The organism is Ruegeria sp. YKSF070 (assembly GCF_059612725.1).
On sequence record NZ_JBXWRD010000008.1, the window covers coordinates 1 to 15,545 of the forward strand.

Genomic DNA, 15,545 nt, shown 5'->3' on the forward strand with positions numbered 1-15,545 from the left:
TGCGCAACCCGGTGAGTATGCGGCGCTGATCCGGTTTTCCAACGGTACCGAACGGCGCGACGATCCCAAGGGTGGCGATGCCCATGGCATGGCGATCAAGCTTTTCGGCGTGCCGGGCAGTCGCGTCGAAGGGGCGGCGGATGCCAAGGGCACGCTCGATTTCGTGCTGGTGGATAACGAGACCTTTTTCGAGGGCGATCTGAACGAGTATTCCGCCTTCAACGATCTCGTCTCCGAGGTTCTGAATTTCAAGCGTAACGGGGACGAGGCACTTGCCGCAATCGTGAACGGGATCTACCTGAAATTCCTCAAGAAGTATTTCAGTCACGATATCTATGCGGTGGCCCAGAAATTTGGCGATCAGCATCCGACCTCGCCCCTGCGCGCAATCTATTGGAGCACGACACCGTTTCTGCATGGCGATATCGCGGTGAAACATCGCGTGGTGCCCGATCCGGCGCCTGCGCCCGGAGAGTTGCGAGACGGGGTCGAGGGCGCGGATGGGCTGACCGATCAACTGCTTGACGGGTTGAACGGCAAGGCGGCGGCCTTTGATTTCTATATCCAGCCGCAAGAGGACGTGGCAGCGCATCCGATCGAGGATCCAAACGTGAACTGGACCGAGAATGGGGCGGGCTGGGTGAAACTGGCACGGATCGAGATCCCGGCGCTTGATGCGGGGGACGCGGTGGCGCGCGCGGCTCGCATTGCGGCAGGGGATCGGATGGCCTTCAACCCGTGGAACACGCTGCCCGAGCATCGCCCGCTGGGCGCTGTGAACCGGGTGCGCAACAAGGTCTACAAGGAACTTGCCCGCGCCCGCAACGCCGAAGGGGTATAGGCCAGAAAGCAGAAGGTCGCGCCCGTCCTCTGCGTTCGGGCGCGACCCAGCCTTACTCGTCCCCGTAGCCGGTCATCTCCAGATAACCACGTCCTGCGTGGCTGCCGCTGACGCGCACCGGCCCTTCCCAATAGGCAAAAGACGTGCCCATCCAGGCCTGCGGGTATAGCGCCTTGACCGTCACATCCAGCCCCCGTGCCGGGATCGCCAGCCGCCAGCGCACCGGCACCTCGGGGCCTGCTCCGCTGGGCGCGGTGGCCAATGGCTCGGCGTGGATGCTGCCATCGGGCAGGGCGGTCGCGCGCCCATCGGGTCCGATCCATGTTCCAGATGCAAAATCCGTGTCGCCGCGCAGGCGAAAGGCCATCACCCGGCTACCATCGTCCAGCACCAGCGAGAACCAGTCCCAGCCGCTCTGATCCTCGGCCAGCGGTTGCGAGGACCATTCCCGGTCGATCCAGGCCTGGCCGGTCACCGGCATCTCTCCCTCGGGCAGGGTCAGGCTGCCTGAGACCTCCAGAAACGGTTGCGAATAGTAATAGCTGGCCTGACCGGCGGCGGATTTGACCGAATAGCCCCCTTCGCCATGCAGGACCAGCGGCCCTTTGGCGTGCATGGTCAGATGATAGGCGAAATCGCTTCCCCCGGCGCGCAGCACCATGTCGCCCCCCATGTCGCCCGCCATCTCCCATTCGTCGATCCAGGCGCGAAAGGGGGTGGCCTGGGCGCCTGCCTGTCCGATGCCGCCGCGCGACAGTCGCTCGGCAAAGAGGTGGCTGTCGGGCGTGGTTACGGCGGCATGTCCCATCCACAGTTGCGGGCTTTGCCAGCCCTGGGCATCGCCCGGTTTCAGGGCCGAGCGGAACAGGGTCCATTGCAGGCCATAATCGCGCCCGTCGGCCCCGGTCAGCGTGGCAGTCAGATACCACCATTCGATGCGGAAATCGGGATGTGGCCCGTGATCGGCGGGAAAGGCGGGGCTTTGCCCGCGCTCTGGCACCGCAAAGCCATCAGCCTCGGTTCCCAGTCCGGCAAAGCCCTGCGCCAGCGCCGCCCAGGGCCAGAGCAGCAGAAAGACAAGCAGCCTAGCGTTCATTGGCAAAGACCCTCAGCAGGTGGGCAGGCGGCAGGCGGTATAGGCGTAGCGCGGGCAGGGCGGCGGCCAGCGCCCCGGTGGCCAGCGCCAGCCCGATCAGCCGCAGCCAGTCGAGCGGGAACAGATACATCGGCAGCCGCCAGCCAAAGGCCGCCACGTTTATCACCGCCAAGAGCAGCCAGGCCAGCACCAACCCCAGCGGCAGTGCCAGCAGAGCCGTCATCGCCGCCAGCGCCACCGCGCGCGCCAGTTCCAGCCGCGCCAGCCGGGCCCGCGTCAGCCCCAGCGCCCAGACCGGCGCAAGTTGCGGCAATCGTTGTGTCCACAGCGTCAGCAGGCTGGTGAGGATGGCAAACCCCGCTACCCCCAGCGTCAGAATGTTGAGCGCGCCGGTTACCAGGAAGGTCTTTTCAAAGATCGCCCGCGATCGCGCCTTGAGCGTCTCCTGACGGATCACCGAGCCGGCGGGAAGGTCGAAGGTGGCGGTGATCTCATCGGCCAACGCATCGGCTTGCCCAGGCGCCAGATGCACGCCGAACCTTGTGTCGGGCGTGCCGGGATAGCGGTCCAATAACTGCTCCAGCGCCACGATGGCCTGTCCGGTCGGGTTGCCGTAATCGGAATAGACTGCGGCCACCGGCAGGGTCCAGCCAGGGGCCAGTTCGACCCTGTCACCGGGCCAAAGCCCGTCGCGCCGCGCCATCTGTTCGTTGATCAGAGCCGCCTCTCCGCGCATCACCCGATCCCAGTCCTGCGGGCTGCGCGCGATCAGCGGCCAGTGGCTGCGATAGCTGGGGTGATCGACGATGCCATAGACGAACAGCGGCGTGCCTGCGCGGTCGATCTCGACCGAACGGATCGGCAGCACCGCATCGCTGCGCGGTTCCAGCCAGTCCGCCAATGCGGCGCCCTGCGCATCGTCGCGGGCAGTGACGTAAAGGGTCGAGGTCAGCCGCTGGTCAAGCCAGCCGTCGAAGGTGAGGCGAAAGCTCGCTACCATGGTGCCGACGCCGATATTTGCGGCCAGTGCCAGCAGCAGCGCCATCAGCGCAAGTGACAGGCCGGGCAGCTGTGCCCGCATGTCGGACCACAGCCATTCTGCAACCGGGCCGCGCGCCCGCGTAGTGCCGATCGTCAGCAGAACCGAAAGGGTCGGCGGCAGCGCCAGCGCGGCGGCCATCAGCACCGCGCCCAAAAGGACAAACCCGCCGATCAGCCCGCCACTCAGCGCAAATCCCGCCAGTCCGGTAAGCAATAGCGCCAACGCCAGCAGCAGCTGGGTCCGCGCGTTCAGGCGCCCGCTGCCCCAGGCGCGCTGTCCGGGCGCGGCCAGGATCGGCATGCGGGCCAGCCGCCACAGCGCCTGTGCACTGGCCAGCAGGGTGCCCGCCACCGCCATGCCAAGGCCCGACAGCAGCCAGACCGGCCTGAGTTCCAGCACGCCCGAGACCGGCGCCCCGTAAAGCCCGCGCAGGGTTGCGGCCACATCTGGCAGCAAGGCGGCGGCGACCAGATAGCCCAGCACCAGCCCCGCCGCACCGCCCAGCAGCGCCAGCAGGCACAGCTCTGCCAGCAAGAGCCGGGTCAACAGCCGCAGCGGCAGGCCCAACGCCCGCAGGGTGCGAATAAGGCCGCGTCGCTGCTCGAACGCCAGTCCGACCGCGCCATGTACGATGAACAGGCCCACCACGAAGGAGAGCAGCCCAAAGGCGGTGAGGTTGAGGTGAAAGCTGTCCGTCAGCCGCGCGATGTCCTGGGCTCCGGAAGCGGGCTGGCGGATCAGTTCGGGGGCGATCTCGGTCAGAGGGGCACGGCGCAGCGGCTGCTTGGGCAGGACCAGCAGATGCGAGATATGGCCGGGACGGTTCAGCAGCGTCTCGGCGGTGCCGATATCGGTCAGCATCGTGTCGGGGGGCAGGGCGGTGGTTTCGACCACCGGCGGCAGGCCGGGTTCGCCCTGCAAGGCCAGCGCCAATGCGGGCGCGGCAAACAGGCGTCCGGGCGCGGTCAGCGCCTCGACCGGGGCGATTTCGGCAGCGGCGGCGCTTTCGGCGATGGCAGGCAGGTCGGGATAGGCCAAGAGGTCTATGCCGGTCACCGCCACCGTGCGCGGACCCAGCCGCATCTCGCCCTCGAGCACGGCGGCCACCTGCCAGCCCGCCTCGCGCAGGGCAAGATAGTCATCAAGCGTCAGAGCCGCCCCATCCGCGCGGCGCAGGCGGTCCAGCCCGTCGGCGCCGATCTGGCTGGCCGCGCGCGCATAAGAGGCGCGCGCCTCGCCATTGATGGCCTGCACCGCCGACCAGAGGCCGGTGGCCAGCGCCACGCCCAAGAGCAGCGTCACCAGCTGAATCGGATGGCGCCGCCAATGCGACCCCAGCGCCAGAAGCGCGGCGCCGATCACGCCGCCACCCGCCCGCCGGTCAGATGCGCGCGCCAATCCAGCCGGGCGGCGATGGCCTGCGAATGGGTCACCAACAGCAGCGCCGTGCCGCTGTCGCGCACCAGGTCCAGCATCAGGTCCAGCACGGTGCCGGCGGCGGTCTCGTCGAGGTTGCCGGTCGGCTCGTCCGCCAGCAACAGCTTCGGACGACCGGCCATCGCCCGACCGATGGCGACCCTCTGTTGCTGACCACCCGACAGCTGCTCGGGATAGCGTTCGGTCAGATCCTCCAACCCCAGCCGCGCGGTGATCTCATTCAGCCAATCGGCATCCAGCCGCCCGGCCAGCCGCGCCTGGAACGAGAGGTTCTGTGCCACGGTCAGCGCCGGGATCAGGTTGAACTGCTGGAATACCAGCGCCACTTGGTCGCGCCGCAGCGCCGCCCGGCCCGCATCGTCAAGTCGCGACAGCGCCACCCCGTCCAGCGTGATCTCGCCGCTGTCGAACCCGTCCAGCGCACCGGTCAAGTTCAACAGCGTGCTCTTGCCGCTGCCGCTTTCGCCGGTCAGCGCCAAGCTCTGCCCTCGATCCAGCGTGATCGAGGCCCCGCGCAGCACCGGGCGCCCCCCCGGATAGGTCTTGGTCACGGTATCGACGGTCAGAAGCATGGGCGCGCGGCCTCCGGGCAGTTATGGGTCAGAGAATGGTCCGTCCTCTGCCGCTGTCCAGCCCCAAGCCGCGATTGTCCCCATTCGCCGCAGGGCAGCGATTGCAATCGGTCGGGCGCGCTCCCATGTGCAGGGGGATAGGAGCCGCCTTATGTTCAGATTGTCCATTCTTCTTTTTGCCCTTTTCGCCGTGCCCGCGCTGGCGCAGGATCGCGCTGCCCTGTGCCACGAACGGGCGCTGAAACAGGCCGGCATCCGCGACACCGAATGGTCGCAGGGGCGCACCACGCTGCGCCTTGGCGGCTCGGTCGGGGTAGGGGTATCGCGCTCCTCGGGGCCCGCGACCCAGGGAGCACCGGCCTATGCCGGGTCGGCTGCGTCGGAGCGATTCGAGGAAAAGCGGCGGAAGAAAATCTACACCCGAACCTATAATGACTGCATGGCGCAGACACGCTGAGCGTGACCCCGCGGCCCAAGGGCGCGGCGGGGTTGCACCCACCGGCCTGCACCGTCATCCTGCGCCCAGAACGAAAAGGGGCAAAGGCGGGCGACGATGACACTCTTGCAACAGATCATGTGGGGCAGCCTGTATCTGGGCCTGTGTTTCGTGGTCGAGGTGCTGCTGCTGGTCTGGTGCACCCTGGTGATCGTGCACCTGTCGATCCGGCTGCGACATCTGTCGCGCGCCATGCGCACGGCGGCGGTGATCAGTGTTTCGCTGGCCTTCATCGTGCTGGCCCATACTTTGCAGGTCTGGCTCTGGGCCGGGGTCTGGATCTGGAGCGACGTTCTGACCGACTGGAACGAGGCGCTGTATTTCTCGCTCGTCACCTATACCACGCTGGGCTATGGCGACATCGTGCTGGGGCCGGGCCTGCGTATCTTTGCTGCCTTTGCCGCGGTGGCGGGGCTGTTGGCCTTTGGCCTGTCCACGGCCTATCTGGTGGCGCTGATCGGCAGGATTTTCGAAGGCCGCCTGCCGCGCTAAAGGATTTGTCTACAGGATCGGGGCAAACAGCCGTGCCAGCGGCGCGCCGTAGCGGATGAACATGGGCTGCGCGGCCAGGCTGCGTGTCAGCTCGGTGCTGCTGGCAAAATCATGTTCCAGCATTGCCGCCACCTGCGCGGCCACGGTTGCGTCAAAGAACAGCGCCATCGCCTCGAAATTCAGCCGGAACGAGCGGTTGTCCAGGTTGGTTGTGCCAACGGCGGCGATGGTATCATCGACGACGAATACCTTTTGGTGCAGAAAGCCGTCGGTATAGCGCATCACGCGTACCCCGGCCTCGCGCACCTCGTCGAAATAGGCGAAGGCCGCCAGCCAGGGAATGGTGTGATCGGCCTCGTCGGGTACCAGAAGGCGCACATCCACCCCGCGCAGCGCGGCGTGCTTCAGCGCCGCCAGAATGTCGAGATCGGGCACGAAATACGGCGAGGCGATCCAGAACCGGCGCTGTGCCGCTGTAATCGCGGCAAAGAACATCATCGCGCCGCTTTCGGTTCGGTCACCGGGCCCTGTGGCGACGATCAGGGCATTTGCATCCTGCGGGGCCAGTCTGGTCTCCCAAATGAGAAGATCGAGCAGATCCTCGCCCCGCGCCCAATGCCAGTCCTCGGCAAAGACCAGCTGGAGTTGCAGGACCGTGGGACCGGTGATTTCCAAATGAGTATCGCGCCAACGGCCCATCGCCGCGTCCTGGCCCAGATATTCGACGCCCACATTGTGGCCGCCGATATAGCCGGTATGCCCATCCACCACGACCGTCTTGCGATGGTTGCGATAATTGACCTGAAACCGGGTGTTGGGGCCGCGTTGCTTGCGCGGGTCGGCGATGTCGATTCCGGCGGCGCGCAGATCCTCGACATAGCTGTCCGACAAACGGTAGCTGCCGATGGCATCGGTCAGGAACCGCACCTTGACCCCGCGCCGGGACGCTGCGATCAGCCGGTCGCGCAGCTCCAGCCCCAGATCGTCGTCGCGCACGATATAGAACTGGATCAGCACATAGTGGCGTGCGGCATCGATGGCGGCAAAGAGCGCGGCAAATGTGGCCTCGCCATCGACCAGCAGCCGGGCGCCATTGCCCCGGCTGACCGCCATATGGGCGATCTTTTCAAAGGGGCGGGTGTTGACCATCACGCGGTCGGGATCGGGGGCGGTGGCATCAGCATGGGCGCGCAGCCCGGCCACCACCCGCTCACTCTCGCGCCGCGCTATACGGTAGCCGCGAAATCGGTGATGCCCCAGAAACATGTAAAGCGGCACCGAGGCCCAGGGCAGGGTGAGCAGGAACACCACCCAGCCGACCGCGCCCTGCGGCGTGCGCGCGGTGCGCGCCGCCTGCACCGCGCAGACGATCGACGCCCCGTAGAGGCAGAAGACGATCAGCGACAGAAGAGCGGTCCACATGTCAAAGCCTTAGCAGGCGCACGCGCGATGGCATAGCCCCGGATGCCGGTTCAGTCCTCGGCCCGCATCCTCTGTTCCAGCCGGGACAGGTCCGCGCGCAGCTCGGGCCGGATCGGGCCGGGGCGCGGCGTGTCGGCCAGCGTGGTGAACCAGGTCTCGGGGCGGGGCGCGTGGCGCTGTCGCTGCCACGTGAGGTCGCGCAGCACCGCCTCGACCTCGGGGGGCAGGCGGTCGGGGATCTCGGCGCCGCTGAGCGTGGCCCAGACCCCGGTCCAGGCGCGCGCCACGCTCCACGGGTTGTAGCCGCCGCCGCCCAGCACCAGCAGGCGCGGGCAGAGTGCCGCCAGTGCCCGCACCGTGTCCCGGTGCGCGCAGTTGGACAGCGCCAGCCGCGACAGCGGGTCCTCGGCCACCGCATCGGCGCCGCATTGCAACACCACCGCGTCGGGGCGGAAACCGGAGACCGCAGGCAGGATCAGCCGGTCGAGGATCAGCGCGAACTCGCTGTCATTCAGCCCGCGCCCCACCGGCAGGTTCAGCGCCGCGCCGCCGGCGTCCTCCTCGAGCGCGCCGGTAAAGGGCCAGCGCCGCGCCTCGTGGACCGAGACCATGCGCACCGTCTGCGACCCCTGAAAGGCCGAAGCGACCCCGTCGCAATGATGCGCGTCGATATCGACATAGGCGACGCGGGTGCAGCCCAGCCGTTGCAGCGCCAGGATCGCCAGCACCGGGTCATTGAGATAGCAGAAGCCGCCCGCGCGGTCGGCAAAGCCGTGATGGGTGCCGCCGCCGGGGTTGAACACGCGATGGCCCTGCGCCACCAGTTCGGCCCCCAAGAGCGAGCCGCCCGCCGCCGTGGCCGGGCGTCGGAACATCTCGGCAAAGACCGGGTTGGGCAGGGTGCCCAAACCGTGGCGGGTGCGGGTCTCCTCGCTCACCGCCTGTTCGGCCTCGGCCCGTTGCAGCGCGGCGATATAGTCGGGTGTGTGAAACGCGGTGAGCGCGGCCGGACGCGCGCGCGGGCTGGTGCGGTATTGGCCGGGTGCGAACCAGCCCAGCGCCCGGCATAGATCGATCACGGTGGACACGCGCGGGATCGCCAGCGGATGCACCGCGCCATAGGTCGAGCGACGATAGATCTCGGAACCGATGAACAGGGCCTCGGGCAGGGGGGCTGTCACGCGTTTGGGCCCTGCGCCTCGGGGTGGCCGTCCTTGGACATCAGCACCGCCACCGGGCGCAGCGCGGGGACATGGCGGAACACGATCAGCATGCAGACCGTGAGCGGCACGCTGAGAAAGGCACCGATCAGCCCCCAGACCGCCGTCCAGAAGGTCAGCGCCAGGATCACCATGAAGGTGGACATGTTCAGCGACCGCCCCAACAGCGCCGGGTCGAGGAAATTGCCGATCAGGAATTGCACCGTGCCGCAAAAGAAAACGATGACCAGAAAGGGCGTGATGGTGTCGAACTGCACCAGCGAGGCAAGCGCCGGAAAGATCACCGCCACGATGGACCCGATCGAGGGAATGAAGTTCAGCGCGAATGTCAGCACCGCCCAGGTCTCGGCAAACTCCAGCCCCAGCAGAGTGAACACGACATAGCTGATGCCGGCGGTCAGCAGGCTGACGAATGTCTTGACCCCTAGGTAACTTTGCAGATTGTGCGAGATCGCCTCCATCACCTGACTCATGTCCCGGCCCAGTTGAGGGTCACGGGCGGCCAGCAGCAGCTTGATGCCAAGCACCCGCCGCTCGGCCAGTAGGAACGCCACATAAAGCGAGACCAGCAGGAAGGTGTTGAGAAGCGAGGTGGCGCTGCCCAGCGCCGTCCGGGTCAGGGCAGACAGGTCAATGCGGATCAGGTTGTCGCGCACGAAACCGGTAACCTCTTCGCCCAAGAGTGCCGCAACCCGGGTCACCGCCTCGTCAAAGGCATTCTCGTAACTTGCGATGGCACGGGCGAATTGCGTGGCCTGCCCCCCAATCACCGCGATCATGACGAAGAGACCGGCAAGAACCACCGTGATCCCCGCCAGCGTGGTCAGCCAGACCGGCGCGCCGGTCGCGGCATGGACCCGGTCGCTGATCGCGGTGACCAGAACATAGACCAGAAAGGCCAGCGCCAGCGGGATCAGAAATCCCGCTCCGGCATAAAGCGCCAATACGGCGAGCGCCAGCAGGATGGCAATGTCGCGCAACTGGGCCAGCTGCGGGCGCGTCGGGGTGGGGGCGGGATCGGGCTGTGGCATGTCGCAGCCATGTTGCACGGACCTGCTCCCGGCTGCAATCGCGGACACCATTGCGGACAGGCAGGGCCGACTGTGCTGAGCGATGCGTCAGGTGCGCCGCCGGGACCTTCTGTTCCCGCGCGATCGTGGCACGGCTGGAACCCGGTACCACCAGCGGCTAGATTGACCCCATGACGCGTCCGGCGAATCCCTCCCTTCCCCTGCCGCTGCGCGCGGTCTGGCTGGCGTTGAGCCGGTTTCAGGCCAAAAGCGGTTTTGTCATGAGCAGCCATGTTGCGATGTCGATGATGATGGCGCTGTTTCCTTTCATCCTCTTTACCGTGGCGCTGGCGGGCAGTCTCAGCCAAAATCTGGTGACCGACGACCTGATCCAACTGATCTTTGGCACCTGGCCCGAACAGGTTGCCACCCCCATCGTGGCGGAGCTGAATGCGGTGCTGGAGGGAGCGAATTCGCGCGTCATGACGGTGGGCGGCGTGCTGGCGGTCTATTTTGCCTCGAACGGGGTGGATGCGGTGCGCGAGGCGATCTCGCGGGCCTATCACGACGCGGATACGCGGCCCTTCTGGAAGACCCGGCTGCTGTGCATCGGGATCGTGGTGGGGGGCGGTGCCATCGTGCTGGCGGTGGCCGCGTTCGAGGTGGCGATGCCGATCTATACCCGGCTGGTCACCGAGGCCCTGCCGGGAGAGGCGCCCGACTGGTTGTCGGTCGAGCGGCTGAGCTGGATTTTCGTGGTCGCGATGCCGGCGGGCGCGGTGCTGGCCTGCCATGCCCTCTTGCCCGCGCGGCGGCATCCGCTCAGGCGGATCCTTCCGGGGGTGGTGCTGACGCTGGTGCTCTGGGCCGGTTGCGGCTGGGGATTCTCTCTCTACATCGCGAATTTCGCCAGTTATTCAGCGACCTATGCCGGACTGGCTGGGGCGATGGCGGCGCTGATCTTTCTGTATCTGAATGCCGCGATCCTGATTCTGGGCGCCGAGTTCAACGGCGCCTTGATGGACTTGGCGGGCGAATAGGCTGAGAGCCGACTGCCTAGAAGCGGCCTTGATTGTGCCATCGGATCGGCAGAACCGCGTGGCAGGTTGACGGTTCATGGGCCAGAAGGCCCCTGCTGCAGGAGAAATCAGATGCCAGCTCTTTGCGATGGGGGCAGACATGCCCGCCTGTTCATGTTCCTGGATCAGCAAAGCCGGGCCGAGGCGATGGGCGCGCGGCTATTCGCGCAATCGCTGAACGCCGGCGATGCGCTGTGCCTGCTGTCGCGTGCTGCGGCGTCGTTTCAGCCACAACGGCTGAATTCTGGGTATTTGCCTGCGGCAGGAGCCGGAAAACAGATGTTTTCCGGGCCGTTTTCCGCGACGGAAAACGGCGCCCGCCTAGCCGCGAAAGCCGGTGGCCACCACAAACTTTTCGGAACTGTCCGAACGTGAGGCGGGCGGTTTCACGTTGGCGACCTTGGTGAATTTCTGCTTGAGCAGTTTTTGCAGATCACCCTCCGCCCCCCCGGCCAGTACCTTGGCCACGAACGTGCCACCTTCTTCGAGCACGTCAAAGGCCAGATAGGCCGCGGCCTCGCACAGTGCGATGATCCGCAGGTGATCGGTCTGCTTGTGGCCCGAAGACGAGGCCGCCATGTCCGACATCACCACATCCGCCTTGCCGCCCAGCCACTCCTTGATCCGGTCATCGGCACCGTCGTCGAGGAAATCGAGCTGATGGATCTCGGCCCCCGCGATCGGTTCGACCTCTTGCAGGTCGATGCCCAGCACCCGGCCCACGCGCTTGTCGCTGCGCTCGCCCAGCGCGTTGACGCGCTTGACCGCGACCTGGCACCAGCCGCCGGGGGCGCAACCGAGATCGACCACCCGGGCACCGGGCACCAGAAAGCGGAACTTGTCGTCCAGTTCTAGGATCTTGAACGCCGCGCGCCCGCGATAGCCTTCGGCCTGCGCCCGCTTGACATAGGGGTCGTTCAACTGGCGTTGCAGCCAGCGGGTCGAGCTGAGCTTGCGCCCGCGGGCGGTCTTGACCTTGACCTTCAGGTCACGCTGTCCGCGTCCGGATGTGTTCTTTGCCATGTCGTCTGGCCTCTCTTTCGCTCTGGGCGATACGGCGATTGGCCGCCGGATTCAAGCCGGACACGCCTAGAACGGTCCATCCTCCAGTACCCCGTCGGCGCTCATCTGCGCGTAGAGCAAGCCTTCGCGCAGGCCCCGGTCGGCCACCGACAGCCGGTTGGTGGGCCAGCATCGGAGCAGCGCCTGAAGAATGGCCGAACCCGACATGATCAGCGCATGGCGGTCCTCGCCGATACGCGGGTCGCGGCGGCGACCCTGCGGACCCAGGTCCAGATAACCCCGGATCACCTTGTCGATCTGCTCGCTGGTCATGCGAAGCCCGTCGACCTTGGTCCGGTCATACCGCTTCAGCCCCAGATGGCTGGCCGCCACCGTGGTGACGGTGCCGCTGGTGCCGACGATCTGGAACCGGTCACGGCCCAGTTGACTGCTATAGGGCACGAAATCGGCCAGCTGTTCTTCGAAGAACCAGCTCATCAGCGCAAAGCGCGCAGAATCGTCCTCGACATCGTTGAACTGGTCGCGCAGGGTCGCGACCCCCAGCGGCACGCTGATCCAGTCCACCACCTTTGCGGCGGGAAAGGGGCTCTCGGGCGGGTGAAACCCCGCATGCAGCCGCATGATGGCCGAGGGGCGGTCGCGGCGCGGCACCGATGTCAGGTCGATCCAGACAAGCTCGGTCGAGCCACCGCCGATATCCACCACCAGCAGTTGCTCCGAGCGGGTCGAGACCAGTGGCGCGCAGGAGATCACGGCCAGCCGGGCCTCTTCCTCGGGCTGGATGATCTCCAGTGTCAGACCGGTCTCGCGCTTTACATCGCGGATGAATTCACGCGCGTTCTTGGCGCGGCGGCAGGCTTCGGTCGCGACCAGCCTCATCCGGTGCACCTTGTTGCGCTTGATCTTCTGCTGGCAGATACGCAGCGCCTGTATGGTGCGCGCCATCGACGAGCGCGACAGACGACCTGTCCGTTCCAGCCCAGCTCCGAGTTGGACGGATTTAGAGAAGCTGTCCACCACATGGAAACCGCTGCCCTTGGGCTGGGCGATCAGCATGCGGCAACTGTTTGTGCCGAGATCGAGCGCCGCATAGAGGGCGTCCGGATCCGGCCGGTTCGGCGCGGGGCTTTCGACCGCTTTCGGGAACGCGCCCGCACCTTTGGGACGCTTGGGCGCCATGTTTCACGCCCTCCGATTTCGTGTTAGCTTGAACCTAGGATCCGTTCCCGCGCGGCGCAAGAGATTTCCCGGGGGCAGAGGGCAGAACCGTCATACAGGTTTAACAAAGCCGTGCGACTGCATCTGCTATCGCCGGCTGCCGTGCCGGCAGGGATTCTGCTGGCAAGCCATGGAGCACGCTATGAAAAACGACCGCAGCCTGACATTTGACGAGTTTGACGAGGCGATGAACCCGCGCCCCGAGGATTGCGATTTCGACCATGTCGTTGAAGAGGCGCTGTCGCGTCGTGGCTTCCTGGGCGGGGTGCTGGCAATGGGCGGGTTTGCGGCCCTTGGCGGTGCGGTTCTGCCGCGCGGGGCCGAGGCCGCGACCAACCGCTTTGCCTTTGAGGCTGTGGCAGCCTCGACCGCGGACGAGATCGTGGTGCCAAAAGGGTTCAAGGCCGAGGTTCTGGTGCGCTGGGCCGACCCGCTGTGGTCGGATGGGGTGGCCTTCGATCAGGCCACGCGCGGCACCGCCGCCAGCCAGGCGCGCGCCTTTGGCGACAATACCGACGGGATGGAGGTGTTCCATCATCAGGGTCGCACCCTGCTGGTGGTGAACAACGAATACACCAACCGCGAGATCATCTGGGGCAACCGCGCCGAGGGCAAGGCCGAGACCGATGACGACGTGGAAAAGGGTCTACTGGCCCATGGCGTAACCGTGGTCGAACTGGCCCATGACGGCAGCCATTGGCAGGTGGTCACCGACAGCCCCTATAACCGCCGCATCACGCCGCGTACCGAGATGTCCCTGACCGGCCCCGCCGCAGGCCACGACCTGATGAAAACCGCCGCTGATCCGACCGGCACGGTCACCTTCGGCACCTGGAACAACTGCGGCTCGGGCACCACCCCCTGGGGCACCTATCTGGCCTGCGAAGAGAACTTCAACGGCTACTTCTCCGCCGCTGACGAGGCGCATGAGGTTTCGGCGGAATTGGCGCGCTATGGTGTCTCGTCCAAGGACTGGGGCTATGGCTGGGCGCGCGTGGACGACCGCTTTGACGTTGCAAAGAATCCCAACGAACCCAACCGTGCCGGTTACGTGGTCGAGATCGACCCGCGCGACCCGAATTCGACACCCAAGAAGCGCACCGCGCTGGGCCGCTTCAAGCACGAGAATGCCGAATGTGTCGTAAATCGCGACGGGCGTCTGGTGATCTATATGGGCGATGACGAGCGGGGTGAATTCCTCTACCGCTATGTCTCGGACGGGGTCTATGCTGCCGGTGTCGATACCGACGAGCTGATGGAAAATGGCACGCTTTACGCGGCCAAGTTCGACGCGTCGGGCAGGGGTATGTGGCTGGCGCTGACGCCCGAGGCCACCGGCATGAGCCAGGCCGAAATCTGCATCCATACCCGGATCGCGGCCTCGAAAATGGGTGCCACCACCATGGACCGCCCCGAATGGGTCACCGCCAATCCGAACGCGGACGAGGTCTATTGCGCGCTGACCAACAACAAGAACCGCGGCGTCAAGCCAAACAAGGGCGGCGACGAGACCCCGGCCGAAGGGCCCAATCCGCGCGAAAAGAACAACTATGGCCAGATTGTGCGCTGGCGCCCGGAAGGCGGCGACCATACCGCCGAAGGCTTCGACTGGGATCTGTTCGTGCTGGCGGGAAACCCGACGGTGCATTCCGATGCCAATGCGGGGTCACAAAACGTCAACGCGGGCAACATGTTCAACTCGCCCGACGGGCTGGCATTCGACAGCAACGGGCTGCTCTGGATCCAGACCGACGGCAAATACTCGAACGAGGGTGATTTCGCCGGTCAGGGCAACAACCAGATGCTGGCGGGCGATCCGGTGACCGGTGAGATCCGCCGCTTTCTGGTCGGCCCGCGCGAGGCCGAGATCACCGGCCTGTGCTGGTCGGCCGACCGCCGCACTATGTTCGTGGGCGTGCAGCATCCGGGTGAGGATGGCGACAGCCACTGGCCCGATGGTGGTGACAGCGTGCCGCGTTCGGCCATCATCGCCGTTACGCGTGAGGATGGCGGCCTGGTCGGCTGACACACCTCACTGTGCGAACAAGAGCCCCGGGCGCCACAAGGCCCCGGGGATTTTCGTGACATGATCATTGCTCATCATCTTGCTGAAGAATTCGGGAAGGCACGGGCAGGCGATCCGCGCTAAGCCGTGACTCGCGGAAGGTCCGAAAACGACAAAGGTCGCTGCACATCGCGCACGTGTCGAAATCGGACCGACCCCGCCCCATATTGACCGCTAGAACCGGCTCACCGGATCAGGAGGAATCGACTGCATGCCCGAGGTTACCATCGTCTACTGGCGGGACATCCCGGCTCAGGTCATCGTCGGCAAAGGCCGCCGCGGCGCCAAGCGTCAGTTGGGGGAACGGTTCGAGCAGGCCATCGACCGCGCCGCGATGAAAGTGGGCGCGCAGGACACCGATGCCTATCTGGCCGAGTGGCGCAAGGCCGAACCTTACGAGGTTGCCGGTGACCCGGCGGATATCGTCGAGGCCGAGGCCCAGCGTCTGGAACGGGAATACGATCGCGACCGCATCAAGGCGCTGATTGCAAACGACGGTTGGGCATGAGCCCGCAGAGCATATGGGAGGCCG

15 protein-coding genes are annotated in these 15,545 nt (G+C 66.0%); 7 read left to right on the forward strand and 8 right to left on the reverse strand.

Going from position 1 to position 15,545, the window contains the following annotated elements; genetic code table 11:
• Window positions 1–841 (forward strand): catalase family protein (locus AC2FL1_RS06075; protein ID WP_496876303.1); only part of this gene is annotated, 841 nt, incomplete at its 5' end.
• A 52-nt stretch (window positions 842–893) separates the two neighbouring features.
• Here AC2FL1_RS06075 and AC2FL1_RS06080 read toward each other — a convergent pair.
• From AC2FL1_RS06080 to AC2FL1_RS06090, 3 genes are read right to left on the reverse strand one after another with little or no spacing between them, the layout of a single operon-like run.
• The gene (locus tag AC2FL1_RS06080; RefSeq protein WP_496876304.1) at window positions 894–1,937 is read right to left on the reverse strand and encodes a lipocalin-like domain-containing protein; all 1,044 of its coding nucleotides are present in this window, start codon (window positions 1,935–1,937) and stop codon (window positions 894–896) included.
• A complete protein-coding gene (locus AC2FL1_RS06085) occupies window positions 1,927–4,341 on the reverse strand; it encodes an FtsX-like permease family protein (protein ID WP_496876384.1) in 2,415 nt (804 codons plus the stop codon). Before AC2FL1_RS06085 ends, AC2FL1_RS06080 begins: the two co-directional genes overlap by 11 nt.
• The gene (locus tag AC2FL1_RS06090) at window positions 4,338–4,988 is read right to left on the reverse strand and encodes an ABC transporter ATP-binding protein (protein ID WP_496876305.1); all 651 of its coding nucleotides are present in this window, start codon (window positions 4,986–4,988) and stop codon (window positions 4,338–4,340) included. Before AC2FL1_RS06090 ends, AC2FL1_RS06085 begins: the two co-directional genes overlap by 4 nt.
• Window positions 4,989–5,139: 151 nt before the next feature.
• Here AC2FL1_RS06090 and AC2FL1_RS06095 point away from each other — a divergent pair, with 151 nt between their 5' ends.
• Window positions 5,140–5,445, forward strand: coding sequence for a hypothetical protein (locus tag AC2FL1_RS06095; protein WP_496823868.1), 306 nt, complete (start codon window positions 5,140–5,142; stop codon window positions 5,443–5,445).
• A 96-nt stretch (window positions 5,446–5,541) separates the two neighbouring features.
• Window positions 5,542–5,976: an ion channel gene (locus AC2FL1_RS06100; protein ID WP_496823866.1), complete on the forward strand. Its 435-nt coding sequence runs from the start codon at window positions 5,542–5,544 to the stop codon at window positions 5,974–5,976.
• A gap of 9 nt (window positions 5,977–5,985) precedes the next feature.
• Here the strand turns inward: AC2FL1_RS06100 and cls are convergent, their stop codons facing one another.
• The 3 genes from cls to AC2FL1_RS06115 are packed head-to-tail and all read right to left on the reverse strand — an operon-like array spanning window position 5,986 to window position 9,649.
• Entirely contained in the window at window positions 5,986–7,398 is a 1,413-nt protein-coding gene (gene cls / locus AC2FL1_RS06105) for a cardiolipin synthase (RefSeq protein WP_496876306.1), read from the reverse strand.
• Window positions 7,399–7,448: 50 nt separating this feature from the next.
• Entirely contained in the window at window positions 7,449–8,579 is a 1,131-nt protein-coding gene (locus tag AC2FL1_RS06110; RefSeq protein WP_496876307.1) for an acetoin utilization protein AcuC, read from the reverse strand.
• The gene (locus AC2FL1_RS06115; protein WP_496876308.1) at window positions 8,576–9,649 is read right to left on the reverse strand and encodes an AI-2E family transporter; all 1,074 of its coding nucleotides are present in this window, start codon (window positions 9,647–9,649) and stop codon (window positions 8,576–8,578) included. Before AC2FL1_RS06115 ends, AC2FL1_RS06110 begins: the two co-directional genes overlap by 4 nt.
• 170 nt (window positions 9,650–9,819) lie before the next feature.
• On the opposite strand from AC2FL1_RS06115, the gene AC2FL1_RS06120 reads away from it, so the two are divergent.
• The gene (locus tag AC2FL1_RS06120) at window positions 9,820–10,668 is read left to right on the forward strand and encodes a YihY/virulence factor BrkB family protein (RefSeq protein ID WP_496823860.1); all 849 of its coding nucleotides are present in this window, start codon (window positions 9,820–9,822) and stop codon (window positions 10,666–10,668) included.
• 153 nt (window positions 10,669–10,821) lie between these two features.
• Complete coding sequence (locus AC2FL1_RS06125; protein WP_496876309.1) at window positions 10,822–11,082, forward strand: hypothetical protein; 261 nt, start codon at window positions 10,822–10,824, stop codon at window positions 11,080–11,082.
• On the opposite strand, the gene AC2FL1_RS06130 is transcribed toward AC2FL1_RS06125, so the two are convergent.
• Together AC2FL1_RS06130 and AC2FL1_RS06135 are read right to left on the reverse strand one after the other, a co-directional pair.
• The gene (locus tag AC2FL1_RS06130) at window positions 11,029–11,730 is read right to left on the reverse strand and encodes an RlmE family RNA methyltransferase (protein WP_234145165.1); all 702 of its coding nucleotides are present in this window, start codon (window positions 11,728–11,730) and stop codon (window positions 11,029–11,031) included. The genes AC2FL1_RS06125 and AC2FL1_RS06130 overlap by 54 nt on opposite strands.
• A gap of 66 nt (window positions 11,731–11,796) precedes the next feature.
• Complete coding sequence (locus AC2FL1_RS06135; protein WP_234136766.1) at window positions 11,797–12,909, reverse strand: Ppx/GppA phosphatase family protein; 1,113 nt, start codon at window positions 12,907–12,909, stop codon at window positions 11,797–11,799.
• 181 nt (window positions 12,910–13,090) lie between these two features.
• Between AC2FL1_RS06135 and AC2FL1_RS06140 the strand changes: the two genes are divergently transcribed.
• Together AC2FL1_RS06140 and AC2FL1_RS06145 are read left to right on the forward strand one after the other, a co-directional pair.
• On the forward strand, window positions 13,091–14,974 hold the full coding sequence (locus AC2FL1_RS06140; RefSeq protein ID WP_496876310.1) for a PhoX family protein: 1,884 nt from the start codon (window positions 13,091–13,093) through the stop codon (window positions 14,972–14,974).
• A 250-nt stretch (window positions 14,975–15,224) separates the two neighbouring features.
• Window positions 15,225–15,521 (forward strand): virulence factor, encoded by a 297-nt coding sequence (locus AC2FL1_RS06145; protein WP_496876311.1) that lies wholly within the window; start codon window positions 15,225–15,227, stop codon window positions 15,519–15,521.
• Window positions 15,522–15,545 lie beyond the last annotated feature (24 nt).

Excerpts from the sequence above, each read along its gene's own strand:
- AC2FL1_RS06115 (WP_496876308.1), bottom strand. The coding sequence starts at position 9,649 with ATGCCACAGCCCGATCCCGCCCCCACCCCGACGCGCCCGCAGCTGGCC.
- AC2FL1_RS06140 (WP_496876310.1), top strand. The coding sequence starts at position 13,091 with ATGAAAAACGACCGCAGCCTGACATTTGACGAGTTTGACGAGGCGATG.
- AC2FL1_RS06095 (WP_496823868.1), top strand. The coding sequence starts at position 5,140 with ATGTTCAGATTGTCCATTCTTCTTTTTGCCCTTTTCGCCGTGCCCGCG.
- AC2FL1_RS06090 (WP_496876305.1), bottom strand. The coding sequence starts at position 4,988 with ATGCTTCTGACCGTCGATACCGTGACCAAGACCTATCCGGGGGGGCGC.
- AC2FL1_RS06135 (WP_234136766.1), bottom strand. The coding sequence starts at position 12,909 with ATGGCGCCCAAGCGTCCCAAAGGTGCGGGCGCGTTCCCGAAAGCGGTC.
- AC2FL1_RS06145 (WP_496876311.1), top strand. The coding sequence starts at position 15,225 with ATGCCCGAGGTTACCATCGTCTACTGGCGGGACATCCCGGCTCAGGTC.
- AC2FL1_RS06125 (WP_496876309.1), top strand. The coding sequence starts at position 10,822 with ATGTTCCTGGATCAGCAAAGCCGGGCCGAGGCGATGGGCGCGCGGCTA.
- AC2FL1_RS06130 (WP_234145165.1), bottom strand. The coding sequence starts at position 11,730 with ATGGCAAAGAACACATCCGGACGCGGACAGCGTGACCTGAAGGTCAAG.
- AC2FL1_RS06080 (WP_496876304.1), bottom strand. The coding sequence starts at position 1,937 with ATGAACGCTAGGCTGCTTGTCTTTCTGCTGCTCTGGCCCTGGGCGGCG.
- cls (WP_496876306.1), bottom strand. The coding sequence starts at position 7,398 with ATGTGGACCGCTCTTCTGTCGCTGATCGTCTTCTGCCTCTACGGGGCG.
- AC2FL1_RS06120 (WP_496823860.1), top strand. The coding sequence starts at position 9,820 with ATGACGCGTCCGGCGAATCCCTCCCTTCCCCTGCCGCTGCGCGCGGTC.
- AC2FL1_RS06100 (WP_496823866.1), top strand. The coding sequence starts at position 5,542 with ATGACACTCTTGCAACAGATCATGTGGGGCAGCCTGTATCTGGGCCTG.